This is a genomic window from Arthrobacter sp. Y3224055, from assembly GCF_059090825.1.
Genome location: NZ_JBNHGB010000002.1, coordinates 69,452 through 89,450, shown reverse-complemented (window position 1 = coordinate 89,450; position 19,999 = coordinate 69,452). Strand labels below are relative to the sequence as shown.

Here is a 19,999-nt window from a genome sequence, read left to right as displayed (position 1 = left end):
AGCCCGACCAACACCGCCGCGGCGGGGCTGCGCGCCCGCTGGGGCCGGCGAGCCGCGTCTGGCCGCGCATCATCCTGCCCGGTTCCCGTGGCTACCGGCCAGCCAGGACCCGGCCGGCACGCGGTGATCCAGTCCTTCGGCGGCCATGCGGCGGGCAAGTTCGCCAGGTCCAAGCTTTTCCTGGCGGGCGGCGTCCCTGCCGGCCGCCGGTGTTGCCGGCCCCCGTCCTGCCGCCGGTGTTGCCGGCCCTCGTCCTGCCGCCGGTGTTGCCGGCCCCCGTCCTGCAGCGGGCCCGGAAGGAACAGGGTGCCCCGGCAGCGGAAGGCTGGCAGTGTCCGAAAGGTCCCACGCCTCCAGCGCCTGCAGCCCGATTCCCCTGGGGCCGGTCCGCCGGGTGAGGCCGCGGATGAGCAGCATCTCGGTGCCGAACAGCAACGGGCCGGAGCGTTCCTGGGCTTCCTGGAAGAAGGTGGCGTCCACGCAGCCGGTGCCGTCGTCCACGCTGATGAAAACCACCCGACGGCCGCCGCGCATGGGCGGTGTCTGGGTGGCCACACGGATGCCGGCCACCATTACTTCGCTCCCGTTGCGCATCTGCAGCAGGTCCTTGGCCTGGGTGACTCCGAGTTGGGCCAGCAGCGGAGCGTAGCTCTCCATCAGGTGGGAGCTGGCGTCGATCGAGAGCAGGTCCAGTTCGGTGCGCACCTTGTCCACCGTGGTCGGTTCCGGGAAGACCGGGACCAGATGGCGCAGCTCCAAGTCCCCCAGCGGCAGGGACAGCTGGCCCTCGGTGGGCTGGTAGCGCTGGGGAACCGGGCGGCTGTCCGGCTGGTCCAGATGGTAGACCAAATCCGTCCGGCTGGCCGCCCGGCCGCCGCGCTGGCCGGTCCGGCGGTTCAGCTCGTCGAAGGCGCCCAGCTGGGCCAGGCGTTTGAGCGCGGGTTTGCCGACCTTGGCCCGCGCGCGCAGGTCGGCCAGCGATTCGTACGGCTGGCCGGCGACGATGCGTTTGAGCTCGGCCGCCGAGAGCCCGTAGATGCCGGTCAGGCTCAGCCGGATCCCCAGCTTTTCGCCGCTGCCGGAGGGTACGCGTTCCACCTGGTAGCGGTCGGTGCTGCGGTTGATGTCCAGCGGCAGGATCGGGATGCCCAGCCGCCGCGCTTCGGCCACCAGCAGGCGCAGCGGGTACATTCCCGGATCGTGCTGCCACAGCCCGGCCAGGAACGCCTCGGGGTGGTGGGCCTTCAGCCAGGCCGTCTGGTAGGTGGGCACCGCGAAGGCGGCCCCGTGGGCTTTGCAGAAGCCAAAGCTGCCGAAGGACTTCAGCGTGCCCCACACCGTGTCGACCACCTCCGGCGGATACCCCCGGTCCAGCGAGGCGTTGCGGAAGTATTCCTCCACCGCGGGTTCGGCTTCCTCGTTGCCCAGCAGCCGGCGGAATTCGTCCGCCTTGGCCAGTCCGCAACCGGTGAATACGTCGAAGGTCCGCAGGACCTGTTCGTGGAAGATCGTGACGCCGTGGGTTTCCTTGAGGACCGGAATCAAATCCGGGTGCGGGAAGCGCTCCGGCGCCCAGCCATGGCGGTGTTCCAGGAACGGCCTGACCATATCCGATTGCATCGGCCCCGGACGGAACAGCGAAATGTCGATAATCAGGTCGTTGAAGTCCCGCGGGGCCATCTTGCCCACCAGCTCGCGCTGGCCCGGCGATTCAATCTGGAAGCATCCCAGGGTGTGGGTGCTGCGGATCAGCTCATAGGTCGGCTCGTCGTCCAGCGGGACCTGTTCCAGGTTGATGGTCCCGTCCGCGGCAATGTAGTCGGGCCCGGTTCCGTCCTCGCCCACCGGATGCCGGCCGGCTGCCGTCACGGCGTCCTTGCCCGGATGTATGCGGGCTATTTCCTTGAGCGCGTAGGCGATGGAACTCTGCATCCGCACGCCCAGCACGTCCAGCTTGAGCATGCCCATCGGGTCCATGTCGTGTTTGTCGAACTGGCTCATCGGCAGACCCAGCCCGCTTGGCTGGGTAGGGGTGCGGTCCAACAGCGAGCTGTCGCCCAGGATCACGCCGCAGGGGTGCATGGAGATATGCCGGGGCAGCCGGTCCAGCCGTTCGGTCAAATCCACCAGCAGGTCCAGCTGCTGGTCCTGCTCCACCTGGGCGGAAAACGCGCGCAGCTCCGGCTTCTCCGCCATAGCCTCACGGAACTGGCGCGCGGAGAACCGCCAGAGCTGTTTGGCGATGCCCGAAATCTCCTCCTCCGGCAGGCCCAGCGCCAAGCCGGCGTCGCGGACCGCCCCGCGGGCACGGTAACCGTTCTGCATGCTCATCAGGGTGACCCGCTGGCTGCCGAAACGGTCGAAGATTTTTTGGTAGACGTTGTGCCGCTCTGCACTTTCCACATCGATGTCGATGTCCGGCAGGGTGGAACGGTCCTGGGAGAGGAAGCGCTCGAAGATCAGCCCGTGGTCCAGGGGGTTCACGTGGCTGATGTAGAGCAGATAGTTCACCAGGCTCGAGGCACCCGACCCCCGGGCCGCGGCGCGCACGCCCATCCCGGTGATCATGCGCGACACTTCGGCCACCGTCAGGAAGTAGGAGGCGAAGCCCAGCCGCGAGATGATGCCCAGCTCATGGGCCAGCCGGTCCCGCAGTTCCTTCTCCGCCCGTCCGGACATTCCGCCAAACCGTTCGGCGATGCCGGTTTCGCAGCGCTGGACCAGCTCGGCCACGGGATCCCCGTCGATCCCGATGACGGAGGCTTCGGGGACCACCGGGCGCTTGAACCCCATGTCCCGGTAAGGATCCATGCGGCACCGGTCGGCCACCGCTTCCGTCGTGGCCAGCAGGCGAATGACGTCCTTGCTTCCGCCGCCGGCTGCCTGCACGATTTCCCGCGCCAGGGCCTGCATCCGGTCGGGGGATTTCAACCAGCCCTGGGCGCTCGGCTGCAGATCCGGCAGCTTGGACAAGGCTGTCAGCGCCCTCGCCGAGTCCAGCACATCTGCAGTGGCGGCGCCGTCCTCTTCGCAGTAGCGCACGGCGTTGGTCAGCACTGCGGGAAGATTCAACTCCCCGGCCAGGTTAAGCATCCGCACCGCGTGGGCGGTACTGAGATTCTCCCCCGGGGCACTCAGGTGGGAGACAATTTCCACTGCGAGCGCCCCGGCCGGCAGTCCGCTGCGCCAGCGTCCGGCCAGCCGGCGGGCTTCGGCGTAGCTACGGCGGCGCAGCGCCTGTCCGACGTCGGAAAAAGGACCCACCAGCACCGTCAGGGCCGGTCCGCCGTCCGGAATGCCCGCATGCCGGGCGAGTTGATCCACCGTCACGCCGGGCGTCCGGCGGCTGGCGGAACGCCCGCGGGCAGCCGTGCCGGCGTGGGCTTCCGAGACCAGGCGGCAGAGCGCATGGTAACCGCTGCCCTGGTTCCCGCCATGGGCCAGCACCACAACGCGGCCGGTGTCCCGACCGCCGCCGTCTTGGACGGCCAGGTCCACGCCGACTATCGGATCCATCCCCGTCGCCAGGCATGCCTTCAGGTGCTTGACCGTGCCGTAGAGACCGTCCCGGTCGGTGCAGGCCAAGGCGTCGGCTCCGAAGGAAGCGGCCGCAGCGGCCAGTTCCTCCGGCCAGGAGACACCGTAGTGGGCACTGTACGCCGTGGATACGTGCAGGTGGGTAAAGCTCATGGACATTCCAAACAACGGTCGGGTCTCGGGATCGGCATCCGGCGGACTGCCGGGGCGAACCGGGGGCTGACAGAAAGGCCGGCGGGTACCGTGGTGCGGTCAGGCGCTCAGCTCCCGGACGGCATCATGGACGCGGATCAGGCGCCAGCGTCCGGTATCCACCTGATGGGAAAGGTCCAGGGTGCGGATCTGCGACCGGCCGTTCAGCCGCGCCTGCACCCGCCAGATCTCATGGTCCACCAGTCCCGCGCCCCGGCCCCGTTCCGCACGCAGTTCCTCCGCCCACCATTTGCGGCGTTCGTACCAACGCACCGGTTCCGCGACGATGCGGTAGCTCCTGCCCTGCCAGCGCAGCCGGAGCGGCTGTCCGGCAGGGGAACACACAACGTCAACTGCTTCGCTGAAAACACCCATGTCCCAGTCGCCTTTCATCTGGACAACGGGTCATAATCCCCGGCGAGCGCCCCTGCCAACACGCCCGCCGAAGAACTTGACCCTCTTATTCTATTCGAATATGTATTCGAATCCAAGATCAAGCCTAGGTTCGGGCACTGACAAAATCGGGCCTCCCGCCGACGTCGGCTCAGCGCGCGGCCGCACTGCGGCTAAGTGCAGCAGCACGGCCTACCGTGCAGGTAGGACGGCCAGGTGCGTGCCGTGCGGCGGCCAAGGAGCCTAGCCGTCGTGCTCGGCGAGGTACTTCACGTCGCCGACCAGCTTGTCCCACATCAGCTTGGAGTGTTCCGCCGCCTCGGCGGTCTCGTTGTTGTCCTGCGACAGCGTGAACTCCGTGCCGCCCGGAACTTCCTCCAGCGTCCAGACGAGACGGTGGTAGTTCTCGGGCAAGTCCTCCCGGCCGGACAGCGGGCTGAAATGCGTGACGACCAGCCGCCGTCCGGGTTCGAACTCCAGCACCTGGCCCTTGTCCTCGTACGCCTCGCCCTCCCACTCGCCCCGCCAACGGATGGGCCCGCCAACGCTCCAATCGGTCTGCACGTCGGTGCCGAACATGAATCCCCTGATGGCCTCGGGGTCCGTGATCACGGACCAGACACGGTCCGGCGGCGCCGCAATGGTCGCCGTCGAACTGGCCACGTACCGTCCGGACATTGGCTTCCTCCCCTGGTTCCCGCCGTGGCGCCGCGGGTGCGGCTACTCCATCCCAGCTTCCGGCAGCCGGGGCCGGCGCACAATGGCTGCGGGGACACCGCTCAGGGAACGATCCCCGCTTCCGGGCCGCCCGACGGCGCTCATGCTGCCTCGTCGATGAGGTCGGGCCCGTTGTTGCGCACGTTGTTCACCTTCGAACTGACCCGCCGCGGGACAAGATGCGGTTCGGGCATGGCCTCCAGCAGCTGCCGCACGTCGGCCTCGGATGTTGTTTCCGGATCCAGCCAGTCCGCATAGAGGCCGGGCGGAACGATCAGCGGTGTCCGGTCATGGATATGCCCGAGCGCATCGGCCGCCTGGGTGGTGATGATGGTGCAGGTGCGCAGCCACTTCTCCGGGTGGTCTTCGGGCAGGGCCGGGTCGGGCCAGTTCTCGAACAAAGCCGCGAAAGCCAGCGCCTCGTCGCCTGCGCCGTGCAGGTAGGTCGGGATCTTGCCGTCCTCGGTCTTCTGCCATTCGAAATACCCGTCGGCAACAAGCAATCCGCGCTTCCTGGCCGCCGCCTTTCGGAACGAGGGTTTCTCCGTCACGGTCTCCATCCGCGCGTTGATCAGGCGGGCGCCGGAGCGGGGGTCCTTGGCCCACGGCGGCACGAGGCCCCACCGCGCCAGGATGAGTTTCCTGGACACTCCCTCGCCGTCGGCCTGCTTGCGGTCGATGATCAAGGGGACCTCGTCGGTCGGAGCCACGTTGTAGGAAGGCTGGATCTCTTCGACATAGGACTCATCGACGTCGAAGGAAGCCACCAGGTCGCCGGTGCTCCGGGCCATGACGTATCTGCCGCACATGCCTCCATTATGGTCCAGCCGCGCGGCGGAAGCCCGGCGCGCGGCCCGAAACGGCCTCGCACCCCGGCGGTACTCCCCGCCCGGCAGCCGCCGCGGCCGGCGCCGGGAATGACCGCGCCCGGTGCGACGTTGACATGTACACAAGCTTTCAGACCAGAAGGAGCCATCTTGGATTACACACCTGCTGCCGGAACCGTCACCATGTTCTCCACCACCTGGTGCGGGTACTGCCGCCGCCTGAAGACCCAGTTCGATGCGCAGGGCATCGGCTACACCGAGATTAATATCGAAGAGGTCCCCGGCACCGCGGAGCTCGTCGAGAAGCTCAACGACGGAAACCAGACGGTTCCCACCCTGCTCTTCCCGGATGGCAGCAGCGCCACGAACCCGCCGCTCTCCCTGGTCAAGGAACGCCTGGGCGTCTAGCAGCGGCAGGCTCCACCGGCGGAATCCGGACCGCGGGCCACGGGGCGCCGCAGTTTCCATAACAATCGTTTTGGAAATTGTGGCGCCCCTGTTTTGTTCCTAGGATGGGGCAGGACGGCCGACGACGGCCTCGCCAGACTTCGCTAGGAAGGAATCACTCCCGCATGGTTCACAAGGTTCGGGCAGTAGTGGCCCTGGAAAAGAATGCTCCGGTCTCCATCGAAACCATCCTGGTTCCCGATCCGGGCCCGGGCGAGGCGCTGGTGGACATCCTCACCTGCGGCGTCTGCCATACCGATCTGCACTACAAGCAGGGCGGGATCAACGACGACTTCCCGTTCCTGCTCGGCCACGAAGCCACCGGCGTGGTCAGCGCCGTCGGCCCCGACGTGACCGATCTTGAGCCCGGCGACCGCGTCATCCTGAACTGGCGCGCAGTGTGCGGCGAGTGCCGGGCCTGCCGGCGCGGTGAAGCCCAGTACTGCTTCAACACGCACAACGCCACCCAGAAGATGACCCTCGAGGACGGCACCGAGCTCTCCCCCGCCCTGGGCATCGGTGCCTTTGCCGAGAAGACCCTGGTGGCCGCCGGCCAGTGCACCAAGGTGGACGACGACGTCGACCCGGCGGCGGTCGGACTGCTCGGCTGCGGCGTCATGGCCGGCATCGGCGCGGCGATCAACACCGGCGAGGTCAAGCGCGGCGAATCCGTGGCCGTGATCGGCTGCGGCGGCGTGGGCATCGCCGCCATCGCCGGCGCCAAGCTGGCCGGCGCCACCACGATCATCGCCGTCGACATCGATGACAACAAGGTGGAGCTGGCCAAGTCGCTGGGTGCCACGCACGGGATCAACTCGAAGCAACAGGACCCGGTGGAGGCCATCCGGGCGCTCACCGGCGGCAACGGCGCCGACGTCGTGATTGAAGCGGTTGGACGTCCGGAAACCTACAAGCAGGCGTTCTACGCCCGCGACCTGGCCGGGCGCGTGGTCCTGGTGGGAGTCCCCACGCCGGACATGAAGATCGAACTGCCGCTGCTGGACGTGTTCGGCCGCGGCGGCTCGCTGAAGTCCTCCTGGTACGGCGATTGCCTGCCGTCCCGCGACTTCCCGATGCTGGTCAGCCACTACAAGCAGGGCAACCTGGACCTGGACGCCTTCGTCACCGAGCGGATCAAGCTCGACGAGGTTGAGGCCGCGTTCGACAAGATGCACGAGGGCAAGGTGCTGCGTTCGGTGGTGGAGGTCGCATGAGCGCCGCAATCGAAAACCTGGTCACCTCGGGCACGTTCTCGCTGGACGGCGGCACCTGGGACGTGGACAACAATGTGTGGATCGTCGGCGACGCCACCGAGGTCATCGTCATCGACCCGGCACATGATCCGCAGGCCATTGCCAACGCCGTCGGCTCCCGGACGGTGAAGGCCATCCTGCTCACGCACGGTCACGACGACCACATCCGCGCCGTCGGTGAATTCCGGGACCTGGTGAAGGCACCGGTTTACCTGCACGACGCCGACCGGATGCTCTGGGACGCCGTCTTCCCGGACAGCGCACCCGACCACGCGATCGAGGACGGCGACACCTTCGAGATCGCGGGGGCGCGGCTGCAGGCCATCCACACTCCGGGCCACTCCCCCGGATCGGTCTGCTTCCACCTGGCATCGCAGAACGTGCTGTTCAGCGGGGACACGTTGTTCAACGGCGGTCCGGGAGCCACCGGCCGCAGCTATTCCAGCTTCGAAACGATCATCGAGTCGATCAAGGGCAGGCTGCTGACGCTGCCGGCCGAGACCACGGTGAAGACCGGTCACGGCGATTCCACCAGCATCGGCGCCGAAGCGCCGCAGCTCGACGAGTGGATTGCCCGCGGCCACTGAGTAAGTCCGGGCCCAGTCCCGCACCGCCCGCGCCCGACCGTATTCCGGTTCGGGTGCGGGCGGTGTGCTGTCCGGGGCCGGATCCGGCTTGCCGGCGGTGGCGCCATCGGTTCCACGCGCGGCTGCGGTGCGGCCGACCGATCAGCCGCCGATGTAGTGCATCTCGACCCTTTGCCCTGGCCAACCGGTGGCCGGGGGCGCCTCGCGCGGCGCCGGACCGGTCTCGTTTCCGGCGGCCACGCCCGCGGTCTCGGCGCTGCGCAGTTCCGAGTAGCGGTCCGAGCGGGCCCGCCAGACGCCGGAGAGCACGCGCGTCAGTTCGCCGTCGTCCGCGCCGCCGCGCAGCAGGGCGCGCAGGTCCGTTCCGCCGGTGCCGAACAGGCAGGTGAACAGCTTCCCGTCGGTGCTCAGCCGGGCGCGGGTGCAGCCGTGGCAGAACGCCTGCGTGACGCTGGAGATGGTCCCGATTTCGCCGCCGCCGTCGCGGTACCTGAAGCGCGTGGCCGTCTCGCCGGGGTACCGGGGTGCCAGCGGTTCCAGGGGCAGGTCGGCATCGATCCGCCGCACGATCTCGGCCGACGGGACGACCTGCGCCAGGTTCCAGCCGTTGGTCGTGCCCACATCCATGTATTCGATGAACCGGACGATGTGGGGTGTGCCGTGGAAGTGGCGCGCCATGGCCGGGACGCCGCCGTCGTTCTGGCCGCGCTTGACCACCATGTTGACCTTGACCGGGCCCAGCCCGACCGCGGCCGCGGCCTCGATGGCCTCCAGCACCGCGGCGACGGGATAGTCGACGTCGTTCATCGCGCGGAAGGTAGCGTCGTCAACCGAATCCAGCGAGACGGTCACCCGGGACAGCCCGGCCGCCTTGAGCGCCTCGGCCTTGCGGGCCAGCGCCGAGCCGTTGGTCGTCATCGCCAGGTCCAGCGGACGGCCTTCGGGCGTGCGGAGCCCGGCCAGCCCGGTGACCAGGTCCTCGATTCCCCGCCGCAGCAGCGGTTCGCCGCCGGTCAGCCGCAGCTTTTCCACCCCTTCGGCGGCGGCGATCCGGGCCACCCGGACGATTTCGTCGAAGGTCAGCAGCTGGTCCTTGGGCAGGAACACGAAGTCGCGGCCGAATACTTCCCTGGGCATGCAGTAGACGCAGCGGAAGTTGCACCGGTCGGTGACGGAGATCCGCAGATCCCGCAGGGGCCGGCCCAGTGCGTCGTCGAGGGTGTGCGGACCGTGCTGCGCTGGCCCGTCCATGGTGTGCCTCCGCTGCCGGGACTCGAAGTCCCCTCCAGACTAGGCGGGCCGGGCGTCGACTACAACGGGGCCGGTTCCGGGACCTGCACGCGGGCCAGCAGGTCGGCAAACGCCCCGTCCGCCACGTCGGCGTAGCCGGCGTACGCCGCCCGCAGCGCCTGCTCCACCGAGTCCACGCCGAGGCCGGGCAGCAGGTCCTCGGCCGCGCCGGCCGTTGCCGGATCCCAGTCCAGGCCGAGTGCGTCGTAACTGGCAGTGAGGACCTCGCGCAGCGGTGCCGCATCCTCCACCACCACGACGGAGGAAAACAGCCAGGCACCGGCCACGACCCGCTGCGCGGTGCCCACCAGCTTGATCCTGCGCAGGGGATCAACCGGGTACGCGCCGTGGATGCTGAACTCACCCGGGCAGTACTCCCCCGGGATTTCGCCCACGCCGGCCTCCAGCCCGGTGGCCCGCAGGCCGCCGGCGATGAGCTCCCCAAACCGGCCGAAACGCTTTTTCGCGCCGGCAATGGCATCGGCCAGCGGCTCCACATGGTCCAGCACCAGGCAGCCTTCGTGGTACGCGGCCGCGCGGCCGCCCGCCTTGCGCACCAGCGGTTCGAATCCACGTTCGCGGCAGCGACGGGCCGCCTCCTGAAAGCCGGGCAGATGAGCGTCCCGCTGCCCGAACGCCACCGTGGGTGCCGGACGGTACAGGCGCACGGTAGCGCCGAGCCGTCCCTGCTTGGCCGAGGCCAGCAGTTCCAGTCCAAACTGCAGGTCCGCCTCCGCGCCGAAAGACTCCGGCTGGCGGACCCAGTCGAGCCCGCCAGGGCCCTGCGCCGACTGCTCCAAAGTGATGCCTGCTTCCTGAACCTGCTGATCCGCGCCGCCGGTCTCGGCGGATGCCCCTGCCATTTTACGGCCCGGGGCCATAAAGTGCTGTCCGCGCCGGGTCCAGGCAATCGAGGACCTTGCCACCGTGCCCGACACGGAATAATAGCCATGTGACTTCTCCCCAAACACCGCTCGTGCTGCTCGGCGGCGTCTCCGGCTCCGGTAAGTCCTACCTGGCAGCGCGGTTCGGCCGTCCGCATGTGGAGCTCGACGCGTTTTACCGGGAGATCAGCGAGCACACCGGCGCGTCCCCCATGCCGCTCACCCCGTACGGGGAAATCGACTGGGACCATGCCGGCACCTGGAACAGCGGCGCCGCGGCCGGCGCCATAATGGACCTGCTGGAGACCGGCAGCACCCGGATCCCCAACTACTCCATCGCCACCTCCAGCTACAGCGGGCACCGCACCGTGGAACTCTCGGAGGGGCCGGTGATTGCCGAGGGGATCTTCGCCGACGCCGTGCTCGGTCGGCTGCGCGGCCTCGGGGCGGAGGTTGACCCCGTCTTCATCAGGGTCTCCCCCATCACGACGGCGGTGCGCCGCCTGGTGCGCGACCTGCGGGAGCACCGCAAGCCACTGCCGTTCCTGCTCAAACGGGGCTGGGCAATCTTCCGTTCCGAGCGCGCCGTGCGCGACCGTTATGTGGCGGCGGGATTTCGCCCTGTCGCCAAGCGGCAGGTGAAGAGGGAGCTGGCCGCCCTGCGCCGGACACCGGCCGCCCAGCGGAAGTAGCGCCCGGCTATTCGGTCACGTCCCACATCCGGCGCCACCATGGCCGCTTGGGCTCGGGCTCCGGTTCCTCGCGTGCCGCCGCGGCCGCCCTGGCCGCCCGGCGTTCCCGCCAGCGTTCCAGTTCATACTCCACGTCCCGGGTCTTGGTGATCACCGGCGGGCCGCCCTGTAACTGTCGCCGCGCGTTGACCACCCGGGCGTTGAAGTCCTCCAGGATTTCGCGCACCCGCCGGTCCGAGATCTGCTGGTCCAGGCGTCCGTCCAGCTCGGCGTCCTCGGTCCGCAGCAGCAGGGCTTCGGGGCCCAGCCCCGTGAGGTTCTCGCGCTCGATCAGCCCCTTAAGCCACCAGTCGGGGTCATACCCGTTGCCCAGGTTGGGTATCGGTTTTCCGGCGTATTTCAGGTCATCGAAATCCCCGCGGGCCATGGCATCCCGGATCAGGTAGTCCGCGCGCCGGGAGGTGTCCAGCTCCCGGATTTTCCGGTGCTTCTCCTCTTCGGCCTCCGCCCGCTCCTCTTCCTCCGCGTCGGCCGGCCCGCGTTCGCGTGACGCCCGCAGCTCCGCGGCGCGTTCCAGCCGCCGGCCGTCGTCACCCGCTGCCCTGCTGTTCACTCGTCAGACACCGCCTCCGGTACGACTTGGGCCCGATGCTCGGCCACCGGGCTTTTCCTGACATTTTCCCAGCCCCGTTGCGAGCCAGCAATGCGTCGCCGTCGTTCATGCGCCGATCGCAGGTTCCCCGGCCGGTCGCGCCGGCGCGGCCGCGCCGGCGCGCTTCAGGCGGTGGCCGCCGGCGCATCCGCGATGGCAGACTCGGCCGCATGCGCGAATTTGTCGTCCTGGGCACCGCCTCGCAGGTTCCTACCCGGAGCCGCAACCACAACGGCTACCTGCTGCGCTGGGACGGCGAGGGAGTGCTGTTCGACCCGGGTGAGGGAACGCAGCGGCAAATGATCCTCGCCGGGGTTTCGGCCAGCCGGATCACGCGCATCTGTCTGACGCATGTGCACGGCGACCACTGCTACGGATTGCCCGGCGTGCTCTCGCGCATGGTCCTGGACGGCGTTGAGCATCCGGTTCATCTGCACTATCCGGCCTCCGGTGCTGATGTGGTCCGGGCCCTGGTCTCACTCGCCTCCCCGGGACTTGACCTGCGCCTGCACCCGCACGGCGGCGCCGGGGCCATCGCGGACGGCCTCGAGGTGCGACCCCTGGACCACCGGATCGAGGCCTACGGCTACCGGCTGGTCGAACCCGACGGCCGCACCCTGCTGCCCGACCGGCTGGCTGCCGCCGGGATTTCCGGCCCCGACGTGGGCCGCCTGCAGCGGGAAGAAACCTGGAAGGGGGTGCGGCTGGAGGATGTCAGCGTGGCCCGCCCGGGACAGCGCTTCGCCTTCGTAATGGACACCGCGGTCTGCGCCGGGGCGGAGGAACTGGCCGACGGCGCCGACCTGCTCGTGGCCGAGTCCACCTTCAGCGACGACGACGGTGCTCTTGCCGTCCGGCACCGCCACCTCACCGCCGGTCAGGCCGGCGGACTCGCCGCCGGCGGCGGTGTGGGCACGCTGGTGCTGACCCATTTCTCCTCGCGCTATCCCGACCTGGCCCCGCTCGAGGAACAGGCCAGGGCGCGGGCAGGAGGGGCCGAGGTGGTTGCGGCCCGAGACCTGGACCTGATCCCGTTTCCCCAGCGCCGGCGGACCGGCATCGGGCGATGAAGCACGCCCTGGCCGGTTTTCCGGCAGCCCTGCCTGTTTCCCTCCCGGCTCGTCCGGGTTACGGTGGCAATCTCAGCGCAAGGTGAATCACGATCGAAGGAGGCTGCAATGAGCGAGCAGAACCGCCCGGAGGACGAACAGACCCTGCCGGATCCGGAGCTGAACATCCAAGGTGAAGACCCGCTCATCCCGGATGAGGGCGTCGACGCGGTGCCGCCGGAACTGGTGGATGCCGGGATCGATACGGACTCCGCGCGTCCCGTGGACGAGACCCTGTCCGATCCGCTCGAGGGCGGGATGGCGGACGACCGGCTGGGAGCCCCGCTGGAAGATTTCGACCCGGATGAATCGCCGAGCCAGTAGGCGCAATGAAGCCCCGCAGAGTTACTGCGGGGCTTCATCTATCCCGTACGGTTTCGGCTACGTGGTTCGGTCGCTGGCTGGCTCTTCCACTGTTGACTTGTCCAGGAAGGCAATCACTTCGGAGTCATCAGTCTTCGTCCAGGTTTCGCGCCCGGTGTCCTTGTCTTCGCGGCGGGTTTCCGGCGTGTCCACGGCTTCCTTGCGGAAGCCCCAGCGGGAATCCCTATTCGAGGCGTAGCACATCACGAACCTCCTTTTTATCGGTCCCTTAATCGTCCTCCGGTCGCCGTCGGATGCCAAGGGCCGCTCGCTCGAAGATTCAGTGATGCAGGGTGGGCACTTTCGTCTCTGAACGATCGTTTCTGCGGGCCCCGCAGACTAGAGTCTCGTCCATGGCGGCCGAGCAGAAGACAGCGCTCAACAACGGTGTGTGGATAGACCGTCTCGGCTTCGGCACGGCCAGAATCCCCCCGCCGGAGACCGCCGGGCTTTGCTATCGCGCTTTGCAGGCCGGTTTCCGCCACATCGACACCGCGGCCCTGTACGGCAACGAGCAGGGGGGGGTGAAACCTCCAAGGCGCTCGAGCGCCTCTACCATGAGGGGCGTGTACGGGCGGTGAGCGTTTCGAACTTCCTTCCGAAACATCTCGAACAGCTGCTCCAACACACCGACGTCGTGCCGGCGGTCAACCAGATCGAGTTGCACCCCTGGTTCCAACAAGCGGGACTGCGGGAATTCAACGCCGCCCACGGCATCCGCACCGTGGCCTCGAGTCCCCTGGCCCGGGGGGGCAGCGCTAAAGGATCCTATCGTGGTGGACCTGGCCCCGCGACCTGGGCAAAACCCCTGCACAGGTGGTCCTGCGCTGGCATCTCCAGTTGGGCAATATCGCCATCTCCAAGGCAACAAGTCCCCGCATTCAGGAAAACTTCCGCGTCTGGGACTTCCTGCTGGACAACGCCGCCATGGAGTGCCTGGCCGGCCTTGACCGGCGGGACGGCCGAATCGGTTCCCACCCTGATCAGATCAACTGAGGCGAGGAGTTGCTGCCGGCGTTCAGTTGCAGCGGTCAGGGCGCGCTCAGCAGTTCGACGATGACGTCGAGGGCTTGGGTGAGCTGCAGATCGCTGGGGGCGCCATAACCGATAACGAGGCCGTTCTCGGGTGCCCGGTCGGCGTAGTAGGCGGCCAGGGTGGCCAGGCGGACTCCGCGGCGAAGGGCGTCGTTGGCCAGTAGAGGGGCGTCCTTTCCCTGGAACCGCAGGACTGCGTGAAGTCCGCCGTCGAGGGCGGCGAGTTGAAGGTCCGAACGGGTTCCAAGGCGTTCCAGCAGCAGGGCCCTGCGGTGCGCGTATTCGCGGCGGGCGCGCGTGATGTGCCGTGCCAGGCCTCCGGCCTGGATGTAGTAGGCAAGGGCCGTTTGCATGATGCCGGCGACCGGCGTGTCCAGGTCTTCGCGGATCGCCTTTAGCGCGCGGCCTGATTCCCCGCGGACCACGAGGTAGCCGCACCGCAGCCAGGGACTGAGGGACTTGGAAAATGTCCCCAGCAGCGCGACGTCGGCTGTGGATGGAAGTGAAGCAACGGCAGGCAAGGGCATCCTGCGGTGACGGAATTCGCTGTCGTAGTCGTCTTCGAGGACGAGCACGTCGTGTTCGGCTGCCCAGTTCAAAAGATTCAGCCGTTCCTGCACCGGCATCCGGCCGCCTAGCGGGTACTGGTGGCTCGGGGTGATCAGCACGGCGTCCGGCGGCCGACCAAGGGACGCCAGCTGGGCGGCTTTGAGTCCGTCGTCGTCGACGGGCACTGTCTCCACCACGGCACCGGCGGCGGCCATGACCCGTCGGGCCGTTGGATACCCGGGATCCTCGACGAGTATGTGGGGATGCTCTCTGCGGTTTCGCAGGGCTGCCACGGCCAGAAGCAGGGCGTCGCTGGTTCCGGCGGTAATGATGACGTCATCGGGTTCGACGGCCAGTCCCCTGGCTGCGGCCAGGTGCCCTGCGACTTCCTTCCGCAGGGTGGCGGTCCCCAGCGGCGGGGGCAGGTGCGTCGGTCCTTGTTCGGATACCGCCTTGCGCCAGGCCGTGTGCCACTCGCGGTCCCGGAAGGGCGCGGGCGAGGGACGTCCCGGTGTGAGGTCGATGATTGGCCTGCTGTCCTGATGGTGCGGGACCGGGCGTTCTTCGTGGGCAGGGTGTTGAACGTCCGGGCGGAGCGCGACCCGGGTTCCACCGGCACCGTGGCTTTCCAGGAATCCCTCACCGGCCAGCTGCTCGAACGCCCGGACCACGACCCCGCGTGAAATGCCGAGCTCGGAGGCCATCCTGCGTGTTGCCGGGAGCGTGTGCTCCGGCCCCAGCAGCCCGCCGAGGATGGCCCGGCGGAGCTGGTCGGCCAGTTGGGCGGCGAGTGGAGCCGGCGCATTCCTGTCGAGTGTGAGCGGAAGCTCGGCCTCTCCCACATGGACCTCCTGATTTGATTTTTCTTGGACCTAGTGTAGGTCCAAGGGGCTTGCCACCATGGAAACCGCAACCAGACGCCCACGCCGCTGCTCCGTTTTTAACCAGCCGACAGCCGGATGAAAGAAGGACTCATGTTTGACGGACTCTGCGCTTTCCCCCTCACACCGATTGTTGATGACCGCATCGATGTGAAGGCCGTTGCTTTATTGGTGTCCCGGGCTGCGAGAGCCGGCGTGGATTCCCTTGGAGTGCTCGGATCCACCGGAAACTACGCGTACTTGTCCCGGGAGGAACGCCGTGCAGTACTTGAGGCAGCTGTCGATGCCTCCGACGGGGTCCCGGTTATCGCCGGCGTGGGTGCGGTTCGTACGCGCGATGTCTTGGCGAATGTTGAAGATGCCCAGGCGGCAGGGGCTTCGGGTTTGCTGCTGGCCCCGGTTTCATACCAACGCCTGACGGAGGCGGAGGTGTTCGGCCTGTACCAGGACGTCGCGGCGGCAGCTTCGGTACCCATCGTCGTCTACGACAACCCCGGCACGACAGGGTTCACATTTTCCGATGCCCTGTATTCGCGCATCGCCGACATGCCGGCGATTGTCTCCATCAAGATCCCGCCTCCCCCGCCGGGGCAGGCTTCTGCACGCCCGAGGGAGTTGCGCTCGCTGCTGCCGGAACCCATATCGGTAGGTATCAGCGGCGACTGGGCCGCTGCGGAAGCGCTGCTCGCCGGCTGTAATGTGTGGTACTCGGTGATCGCCGGCGTCCTTCCCGAAACGGCCAAGGCGATGGCGGATCATGCGTTGGCCGGCCGCAGCGACCGGGCCCTGGAAGCGTCGGCGAATCTCGAGCCCCTGTGGTCGCTCTTCCGGACGTACGGCAGCCTGCGCGTTACCGCAGCAATTGCAGAGCAGTTGGGGCTGATTCCGTCACCCAGCCTGCCGTTGCCGCTTCACGGTCTGGACAGTGAAGGCAGCCTGAAAGTTGCGGACGCTATTCGCCAGTGCGGTCTTCGGGCGTGACCCAAGGGGTGACTACCGGCCACGCGCCCGGCCGAGGCACCGATGTGCGTGGGGCACTCGCCCGCTATATCGTGGCGGCCACCCTGGCCCGCAGCGCGGACGGGGGTGCGGTCGTTGCCATCATTCTTCTGGTGGCAACGAGCGGGTCGCCGGGATGGCTGGCCGGCCTTCTGGGCGCCTGCATTACCGCTCCCCACCTCTTTGGCCCCTTCGTCGCCCGGCGCCTTGATACTGCCCGCGACGGCCGTTCCGTGATTGCCTTGGCCTGCATGGCCCACGGGACAACGCTCGCGGCCGCTGTACTGCTATATCCGGTGACTTGGCCCGTGATCACGGGAGCACTGCTGGTCGCTTCCGGACTGGTTGGTCCCCTGCTGACCGGGGGCATCAGCAGCCGGCTGCCGGCCATAGCGGGACCGGGAAAATCCAGCCAGCGCCGCGCCCAAGGCTGGGACGTGGCCACCTACGGCATTGGCGGCACCATCGGGCCCTCCCTTGTCGCCGCCGTCTCGGCGTGGTCGGGTCCCGCGGTGGCAGCGCTGATCCTGGCCGCTGCCACGTTCGCCGCCGCGGCGGTGATCAGGCTCCTGCCTTATTGCCCGCCTGCTGCCGCGCCCTCGGAGGTGCCTCAGCCGGGGCGGACGCTGGTGATGATGCTCTCGTCGGGTCCTTTGCGCCGAACGCTCTATCTGACGGTCGTTGTCGCCCTGTCGGTTGCGGTCCTGCCCATCACGGCCGTAGCCTGCACCGCGGAGCTCGCCGTCGCACCTGCTGCAGCGGGCGTCCTAGCCGCGGCCTACGGGCTGGGCGGGCTGGCCGGTTCGGCAGGGGTGATGGTCCGGCCGATGCAGGCCGACGCCGACCGACTGATGACATGGCTTGCGGTCGGGGTAGGCCTAGCCCTGGCCGGGGCTGCATTCGCCGGCAGCTTCCCTGTCGCGGTGGCGGCCTACTCCTTGGCCGGGATCGCGAACTCGTACTTCTTCGCCGCAACCCTGGCCGCCCGCAGCGAATATGCGCCGCCGGAAGCACGCGGCCAGGTGTTCGTGTGGGTCGGAGCCCTGAAGATCACTGCCGGTTCGGCAGGAACTGCTGTTGCCGGTGCCGTTGTTTCGCAGGCCACCCAGCTGCCGTTATTCCTTGCAGTGTCCATCGTTACGGCCGTCGTGGGCGCCTCGGTTGTGGACCGCCGTGCCACCGCCAAGTCCTGAAGCAAGGCCAGATCAACGCACGGCTGCGCCACACGCTCTACGCTGGTGCGGGACTCCCGTCGGCACCGCTGGAATTCACTGAAGGCCGATTGCGGCCAAGCCGGCGGCGCCCCGATGCTTGCCGGGGATGTTTAGGGCACACTGGTGGCGTGAGCGGAATCCCGTGGGTGCTGCACGTCGATCTCGACCAGTTCATCGCTGCGGTCGAAGTGCTCCGACGGCCGGAGCTTGCGGGCAAGCCGATCATTGTCGGCGGCCGGGGCGACCCCACGGAACGGGCTGTGGTGTCGACCGCATCCTACGAAGCCCGGGCGTTCGGCGTGGGTTCCGGAATGCCCTTGCGCACGGCGGCACGGAAAGTGCCCGACGCCGTCATCCTCCCCGTCGATCACGAGGCGTACCTCGCGGCGTCAGAAGCGGTGATGAATACGCTGCGAGCGCAGCCAGGCGCCACCGTGCAGGTGCTGGGCTGGGATGAAGCCTTTGTCGGCGTCGAAACAGAGAATCCCGAAGCCTACGCCCGGCAGGTGCAGGCCGCCGTACTGGAGCGAACGCAGCTGCATTGCAGCGTGGGCATCGGCGACACTCTGGTCCGCGCCAAGGTCGCCACCGGTTTCGGCAAGCCGGCCGGCGTCTTTCGCCTCACCGCCGGGAACTGGCTTGACGTCATGGGCGGCCGGCCCACCAAAGACCTGTGGGGCGTCGGCACCAAGGTGTCGGGCCGGCTGGCCAAGCTCGGCATCAACACCGTTGCCGAGCTCGCCGCGTCCGACCCCCAAGAGCTGGTCCCGGAGTTCGGCCCCAGGATGGGGCCCTGGTACGCGGAACTCGGACGCGGGGACGGCGCCAGCGTCGTGGACGACACCCCGTGGGTTGCCCGGGGACATAGCCGGGAGAGCACCTTCCAGCAGGACCTGACTGAGCCCGCCCAGGTCGACGACGCCGTCAGGGAGCTGACAGCGCGGGTCCTTGAGGACGTTGTGGCCGAGGGACGGCCCGTCGTCGGGCTGACCCTCAAGGTTCGATACGCTCCGTTCTTCACCAAGACCCATGCGCGGAAGATTCCCGAGACGTTCGACCGGCACGAAATCCTGGCGCGGACCCTGGACCTAGCAGCCGGAATCGAAGCGGGCCGTCCCATCCGTCTCTTGGGCCTGCGGGCCGAGATGGCGATGCCCGACGACGCCCGAAAGGGACATACGCCGACGCGCGGCGGTTGGTGACGGTCCCCGTCAGGCCGGCACACGTTGACCCTGTTCCCGGCGTGCTGCCACACTTGTGTGTGCAGGGCAGGTTGGTTCAAAGGAGACCCTCATGTCACCCATGATCCGCAAGAGTCTGAACGAGCCCGAAGAAACCCGGCCTTTCGAGGACGGTAAGGGGAAACTGGATCTGATCAATCTCGAGTCAGGCGCCGTCGGGCGGGCGGTTTTCGAACCCGGTTGGCAGTGGTCCAAGCACGTTAAACCCATCGCCGGGACGGACAGCTGTCAGGTGGCCCATACCGGCTATGTGTTGTCCGGACGAATCAAGATCGTCATGGACGACGGCGAGGAAAACGAGTTCGCCATCGGCGACCTGATGTCGGTTCCTCCAGGTCACGATGCATGGGTCGTAGGCGATGAGCCATGCGTGGTCCTTGACTGGCACGGATACAGTGACTACGCCAAGCGACAGGACTAAGGCGTCATCTCGCGTCGCCGCAATTGGCTCGCTGACGCCCTCTGGGGCGCCTCATCCTCGATTCCTCCTCCCCGGCCCGGGGAGGAGAACGTGTTACTTCTCGGCCGCCTCGTCGAGCATTTCGCACACATCGTGAACGTGCCGAATGGTGTTCATCACGATATCCACTGAAATTGGCTCCATCACCTCCGGATCCTCAGAGAGTTGAATATGGAAGGCCAGCCACCCCCGCTCGAAGTACAAGAACTCGGGTAGGCCTTCTTCTTCCAGCGCCGCGGCATCAGCGGGGCTTACGGGGTAAATGATCGAGGCACCCTTGAGCGAGTCGACGATGGTTAACTGATCGGCCGAGAAGTATTGGAAGCCCGGTCCGGAGATGTCTAGTTCGTCGATGAAGGCACCGTCCGAAGCGCGCGTCAGGTCCACGGTGGCATCGCCCCGGAACTTCACCAGTGTTGACCCGTTCTGCCTAACCCGGGCTTTGTAGTGGACTTCCCGAACGTCTCCGGATTCCAGGGTGACGGTCGAGCCGCATGCCTCGATCTCTATTGGAGCGTAGTAATCGTCGGGGACCGGTAGATAGTGCCCCCCGGTGTCCTCGGGCGGCCACTGGGTTGGGGTTTCCTCTTGGGGCGTTGCAATGGCCGGCGCGGTCCCCGCGGCGAGGGCAAAAGCAATGAAAATGGGCAGGCGCAGTGTCTTCTTGGTGATCATGA

Annotated in this window: 22 protein-coding genes and 1 pseudogene; 13 read left to right on the top strand and 10 right to left on the bottom strand. The window is 67.7% G+C overall.

Going from position 1 to position 19,999, the window contains the following annotated elements; all coding sequences use genetic code 11:
* Positions 1–69 precede the first annotated feature (69 nt).
* The 4 genes from AC5RTY_RS05725 to AC5RTY_RS05710 all read right to left on the bottom strand — a co-directional run bounded on the left by AC5RTY_RS05725 (position 70) and on the right by AC5RTY_RS05710 (position 5,648).
* On the bottom strand, positions 70–3,690 hold the full coding sequence (locus tag AC5RTY_RS05725) for a DNA polymerase III subunit alpha (protein ID WP_494101831.1): 3,621 nt from the start codon (positions 3,688–3,690) through the stop codon (positions 70–72).
* Positions 3,691–3,789: 99 nt separating this feature from the next.
* Positions 3,790–4,104 (bottom strand): DUF6504 family protein, encoded by a 315-nt coding sequence (locus AC5RTY_RS05720; protein WP_493977563.1) that lies wholly within the window; start codon positions 4,102–4,104, stop codon positions 3,790–3,792.
* A gap of 261 nt (positions 4,105–4,365) precedes the next feature.
* The gene (locus tag AC5RTY_RS05715) at positions 4,366–4,800 is read right to left on the bottom strand and encodes an SRPBCC domain-containing protein (RefSeq protein ID WP_494073862.1); all 435 of its coding nucleotides are present in this window, start codon (positions 4,798–4,800) and stop codon (positions 4,366–4,368) included.
* 140 nt (positions 4,801–4,940) lie between these two features.
* Entirely contained in the window at positions 4,941–5,648 is a 708-nt protein-coding gene (locus tag AC5RTY_RS05710; RefSeq protein WP_494073861.1) for an SOS response-associated peptidase, read from the bottom strand.
* Between the two features lie 168 nt (positions 5,649–5,816).
* Here AC5RTY_RS05710 and AC5RTY_RS05705 point away from each other — a divergent pair, with 168 nt between their 5' ends.
* The 3 genes from AC5RTY_RS05705 (at position 5,817) to AC5RTY_RS05695 (ending at position 7,953) form a co-directional block, all read left to right on the top strand.
* Positions 5,817–6,074: a glutaredoxin domain-containing protein gene (locus tag AC5RTY_RS05705; protein WP_127512700.1), complete on the top strand. Its 258-nt coding sequence runs from the start codon at positions 5,817–5,819 to the stop codon at positions 6,072–6,074.
* A 164-nt stretch (positions 6,075–6,238) separates the two neighbouring features.
* Entirely contained in the window at positions 6,239–7,327 is a 1,089-nt protein-coding gene (locus AC5RTY_RS05700) for an S-(hydroxymethyl)mycothiol dehydrogenase (protein WP_493999841.1), read from the top strand.
* Entirely contained in the window at positions 7,324–7,953 is a 630-nt protein-coding gene (locus tag AC5RTY_RS05695; protein ID WP_494073860.1) for an MBL fold metallo-hydrolase, read from the top strand. Before AC5RTY_RS05700 ends, AC5RTY_RS05695 begins: the two co-directional genes overlap by 4 nt.
* A 141-nt stretch (positions 7,954–8,094) precedes the next feature.
* On the opposite strand, the gene moaA is transcribed toward AC5RTY_RS05695, so the two are convergent.
* Both moaA and AC5RTY_RS05685 read right to left on the bottom strand, forming a co-directional pair.
* Positions 8,095–9,204, bottom strand: a complete 1,110-nt coding sequence (gene moaA, locus AC5RTY_RS05690) for a GTP 3',8-cyclase MoaA (RefSeq protein WP_494109293.1) — start codon at positions 9,202–9,204, stop codon at positions 8,095–8,097.
* 59 nt (positions 9,205–9,263) lie between these two features.
* Positions 9,264–10,043, bottom strand: coding sequence for a lipoate--protein ligase family protein (locus tag AC5RTY_RS05685; RefSeq protein WP_494102312.1), 780 nt, complete (start codon positions 10,041–10,043; stop codon positions 9,264–9,266).
* A gap of 152 nt (positions 10,044–10,195) precedes the next feature.
* Here AC5RTY_RS05685 and AC5RTY_RS05680 point away from each other — a divergent pair, with 152 nt between their 5' ends.
* Positions 10,196–10,819 carry a uridine kinase family protein gene (locus tag AC5RTY_RS05680; protein WP_494102311.1) on the top strand — a complete coding sequence of 208 codons (624 nt, stop codon included), beginning with the start codon at positions 10,196–10,198 and terminating at the stop codon, positions 10,817–10,819.
* Positions 10,820–10,826: 7 nt separating this feature from the next.
* On the opposite strand, the gene AC5RTY_RS05675 is transcribed toward AC5RTY_RS05680, so the two are convergent.
* Positions 10,827–11,432 (bottom strand): DnaJ family domain-containing protein, encoded by a 606-nt coding sequence (locus AC5RTY_RS05675; protein WP_494049876.1) that lies wholly within the window; start codon positions 11,430–11,432, stop codon positions 10,827–10,829.
* 209 nt (positions 11,433–11,641) lie between these two features.
* Here AC5RTY_RS05675 and AC5RTY_RS05670 point away from each other — a divergent pair, with 209 nt between their 5' ends.
* Both AC5RTY_RS05670 and AC5RTY_RS05665 read left to right on the top strand, forming a co-directional pair.
* The gene (locus tag AC5RTY_RS05670) at positions 11,642–12,541 is read left to right on the top strand and encodes a ribonuclease Z (protein ID WP_494101526.1); all 900 of its coding nucleotides are present in this window, start codon (positions 11,642–11,644) and stop codon (positions 12,539–12,541) included.
* Positions 12,542–12,649: 108 nt separating this feature from the next.
* Positions 12,650–12,904, top strand: a complete 255-nt coding sequence (locus AC5RTY_RS05665; protein ID WP_494101527.1) for a hypothetical protein — start codon at positions 12,650–12,652, stop codon at positions 12,902–12,904.
* Between the two features lie 57 nt (positions 12,905–12,961).
* Here AC5RTY_RS05665 and AC5RTY_RS05660 read toward each other — a convergent pair whose 3' ends face one another.
* Positions 12,962–13,150, bottom strand: coding sequence for a hypothetical protein (locus AC5RTY_RS05660; RefSeq protein WP_494139191.1), 189 nt, complete (start codon positions 13,148–13,150; stop codon positions 12,962–12,964).
* A gap of 146 nt (positions 13,151–13,296) precedes the next feature.
* Here AC5RTY_RS05660 and AC5RTY_RS05655 point away from each other — a divergent pair, with 146 nt between their 5' ends.
* The 3 genes and pseudogenes from AC5RTY_RS05655 (at position 13,297) to AC5RTY_RS05645 (ending at position 13,939) form a co-directional block, all read left to right on the top strand.
* Positions 13,297–13,524: a hypothetical protein gene (locus AC5RTY_RS05655; RefSeq protein WP_494139190.1), complete on the top strand. Its 228-nt coding sequence runs from the start codon at positions 13,297–13,299 to the stop codon at positions 13,522–13,524.
* Positions 13,521–13,667 (top strand): annotated as a pseudogene (locus AC5RTY_RS05650) (aldo/keto reductase); the annotation flags it as partial. The gene AC5RTY_RS05655 and the pseudogene AC5RTY_RS05650, both read left to right, overlap by 4 nt.
* 116 nt (positions 13,668–13,783) lie before the next feature.
* Positions 13,784–13,939 carry a hypothetical protein gene (locus AC5RTY_RS05645; protein WP_494101541.1) on the top strand — a complete coding sequence of 52 codons (156 nt, stop codon included), beginning with the start codon at positions 13,784–13,786 and terminating at the stop codon, positions 13,937–13,939.
* A 35-nt stretch (positions 13,940–13,974) separates the two neighbouring features.
* Here AC5RTY_RS05645 and pdxR read toward each other — a convergent pair whose 3' ends face one another.
* Complete coding sequence (gene pdxR / locus AC5RTY_RS05640; RefSeq protein ID WP_494101529.1) at positions 13,975–15,369, bottom strand: MocR-like pyridoxine biosynthesis transcription factor PdxR; 1,395 nt, start codon at positions 15,367–15,369, stop codon at positions 13,975–13,977.
* Between the two features lie 132 nt (positions 15,370–15,501).
* On the opposite strand from pdxR, the gene AC5RTY_RS05635 reads away from it, so the two are divergent.
* The 4 genes from AC5RTY_RS05635 to AC5RTY_RS05620 all read left to right on the top strand — a co-directional run bounded on the left by AC5RTY_RS05635 (position 15,502) and on the right by AC5RTY_RS05620 (position 19,283).
* A complete protein-coding gene (locus AC5RTY_RS05635; RefSeq protein ID WP_494101530.1) occupies positions 15,502–16,389 on the top strand; it encodes a dihydrodipicolinate synthase family protein in 888 nt (295 codons plus the stop codon).
* 44 nt (positions 16,390–16,433) lie between these two features.
* On the top strand, positions 16,434–17,600 hold the full coding sequence (locus AC5RTY_RS05630; protein ID WP_494109294.1) for an MFS transporter: 1,167 nt from the start codon (positions 16,434–16,436) through the stop codon (positions 17,598–17,600).
* Between the two features lie 149 nt (positions 17,601–17,749).
* Positions 17,750–18,823, top strand: coding sequence for a DNA polymerase IV (locus tag AC5RTY_RS05625; protein ID WP_494101532.1), 1,074 nt, complete (start codon positions 17,750–17,752; stop codon positions 18,821–18,823).
* A gap of 91 nt (positions 18,824–18,914) precedes the next feature.
* Positions 18,915–19,283, top strand: a complete 369-nt coding sequence (locus AC5RTY_RS05620; protein ID WP_494101533.1) for a cupin domain-containing protein — start codon at positions 18,915–18,917, stop codon at positions 19,281–19,283.
* Positions 19,284–19,376: 93 nt separating this feature from the next.
* On the opposite strand, the gene AC5RTY_RS05615 is transcribed toward AC5RTY_RS05620, so the two are convergent.
* Complete coding sequence (locus tag AC5RTY_RS05615; protein WP_494101534.1) at positions 19,377–19,997, bottom strand: hypothetical protein; 621 nt, start codon at positions 19,995–19,997, stop codon at positions 19,377–19,379.
* Positions 19,998–19,999 lie beyond the last annotated feature (2 nt).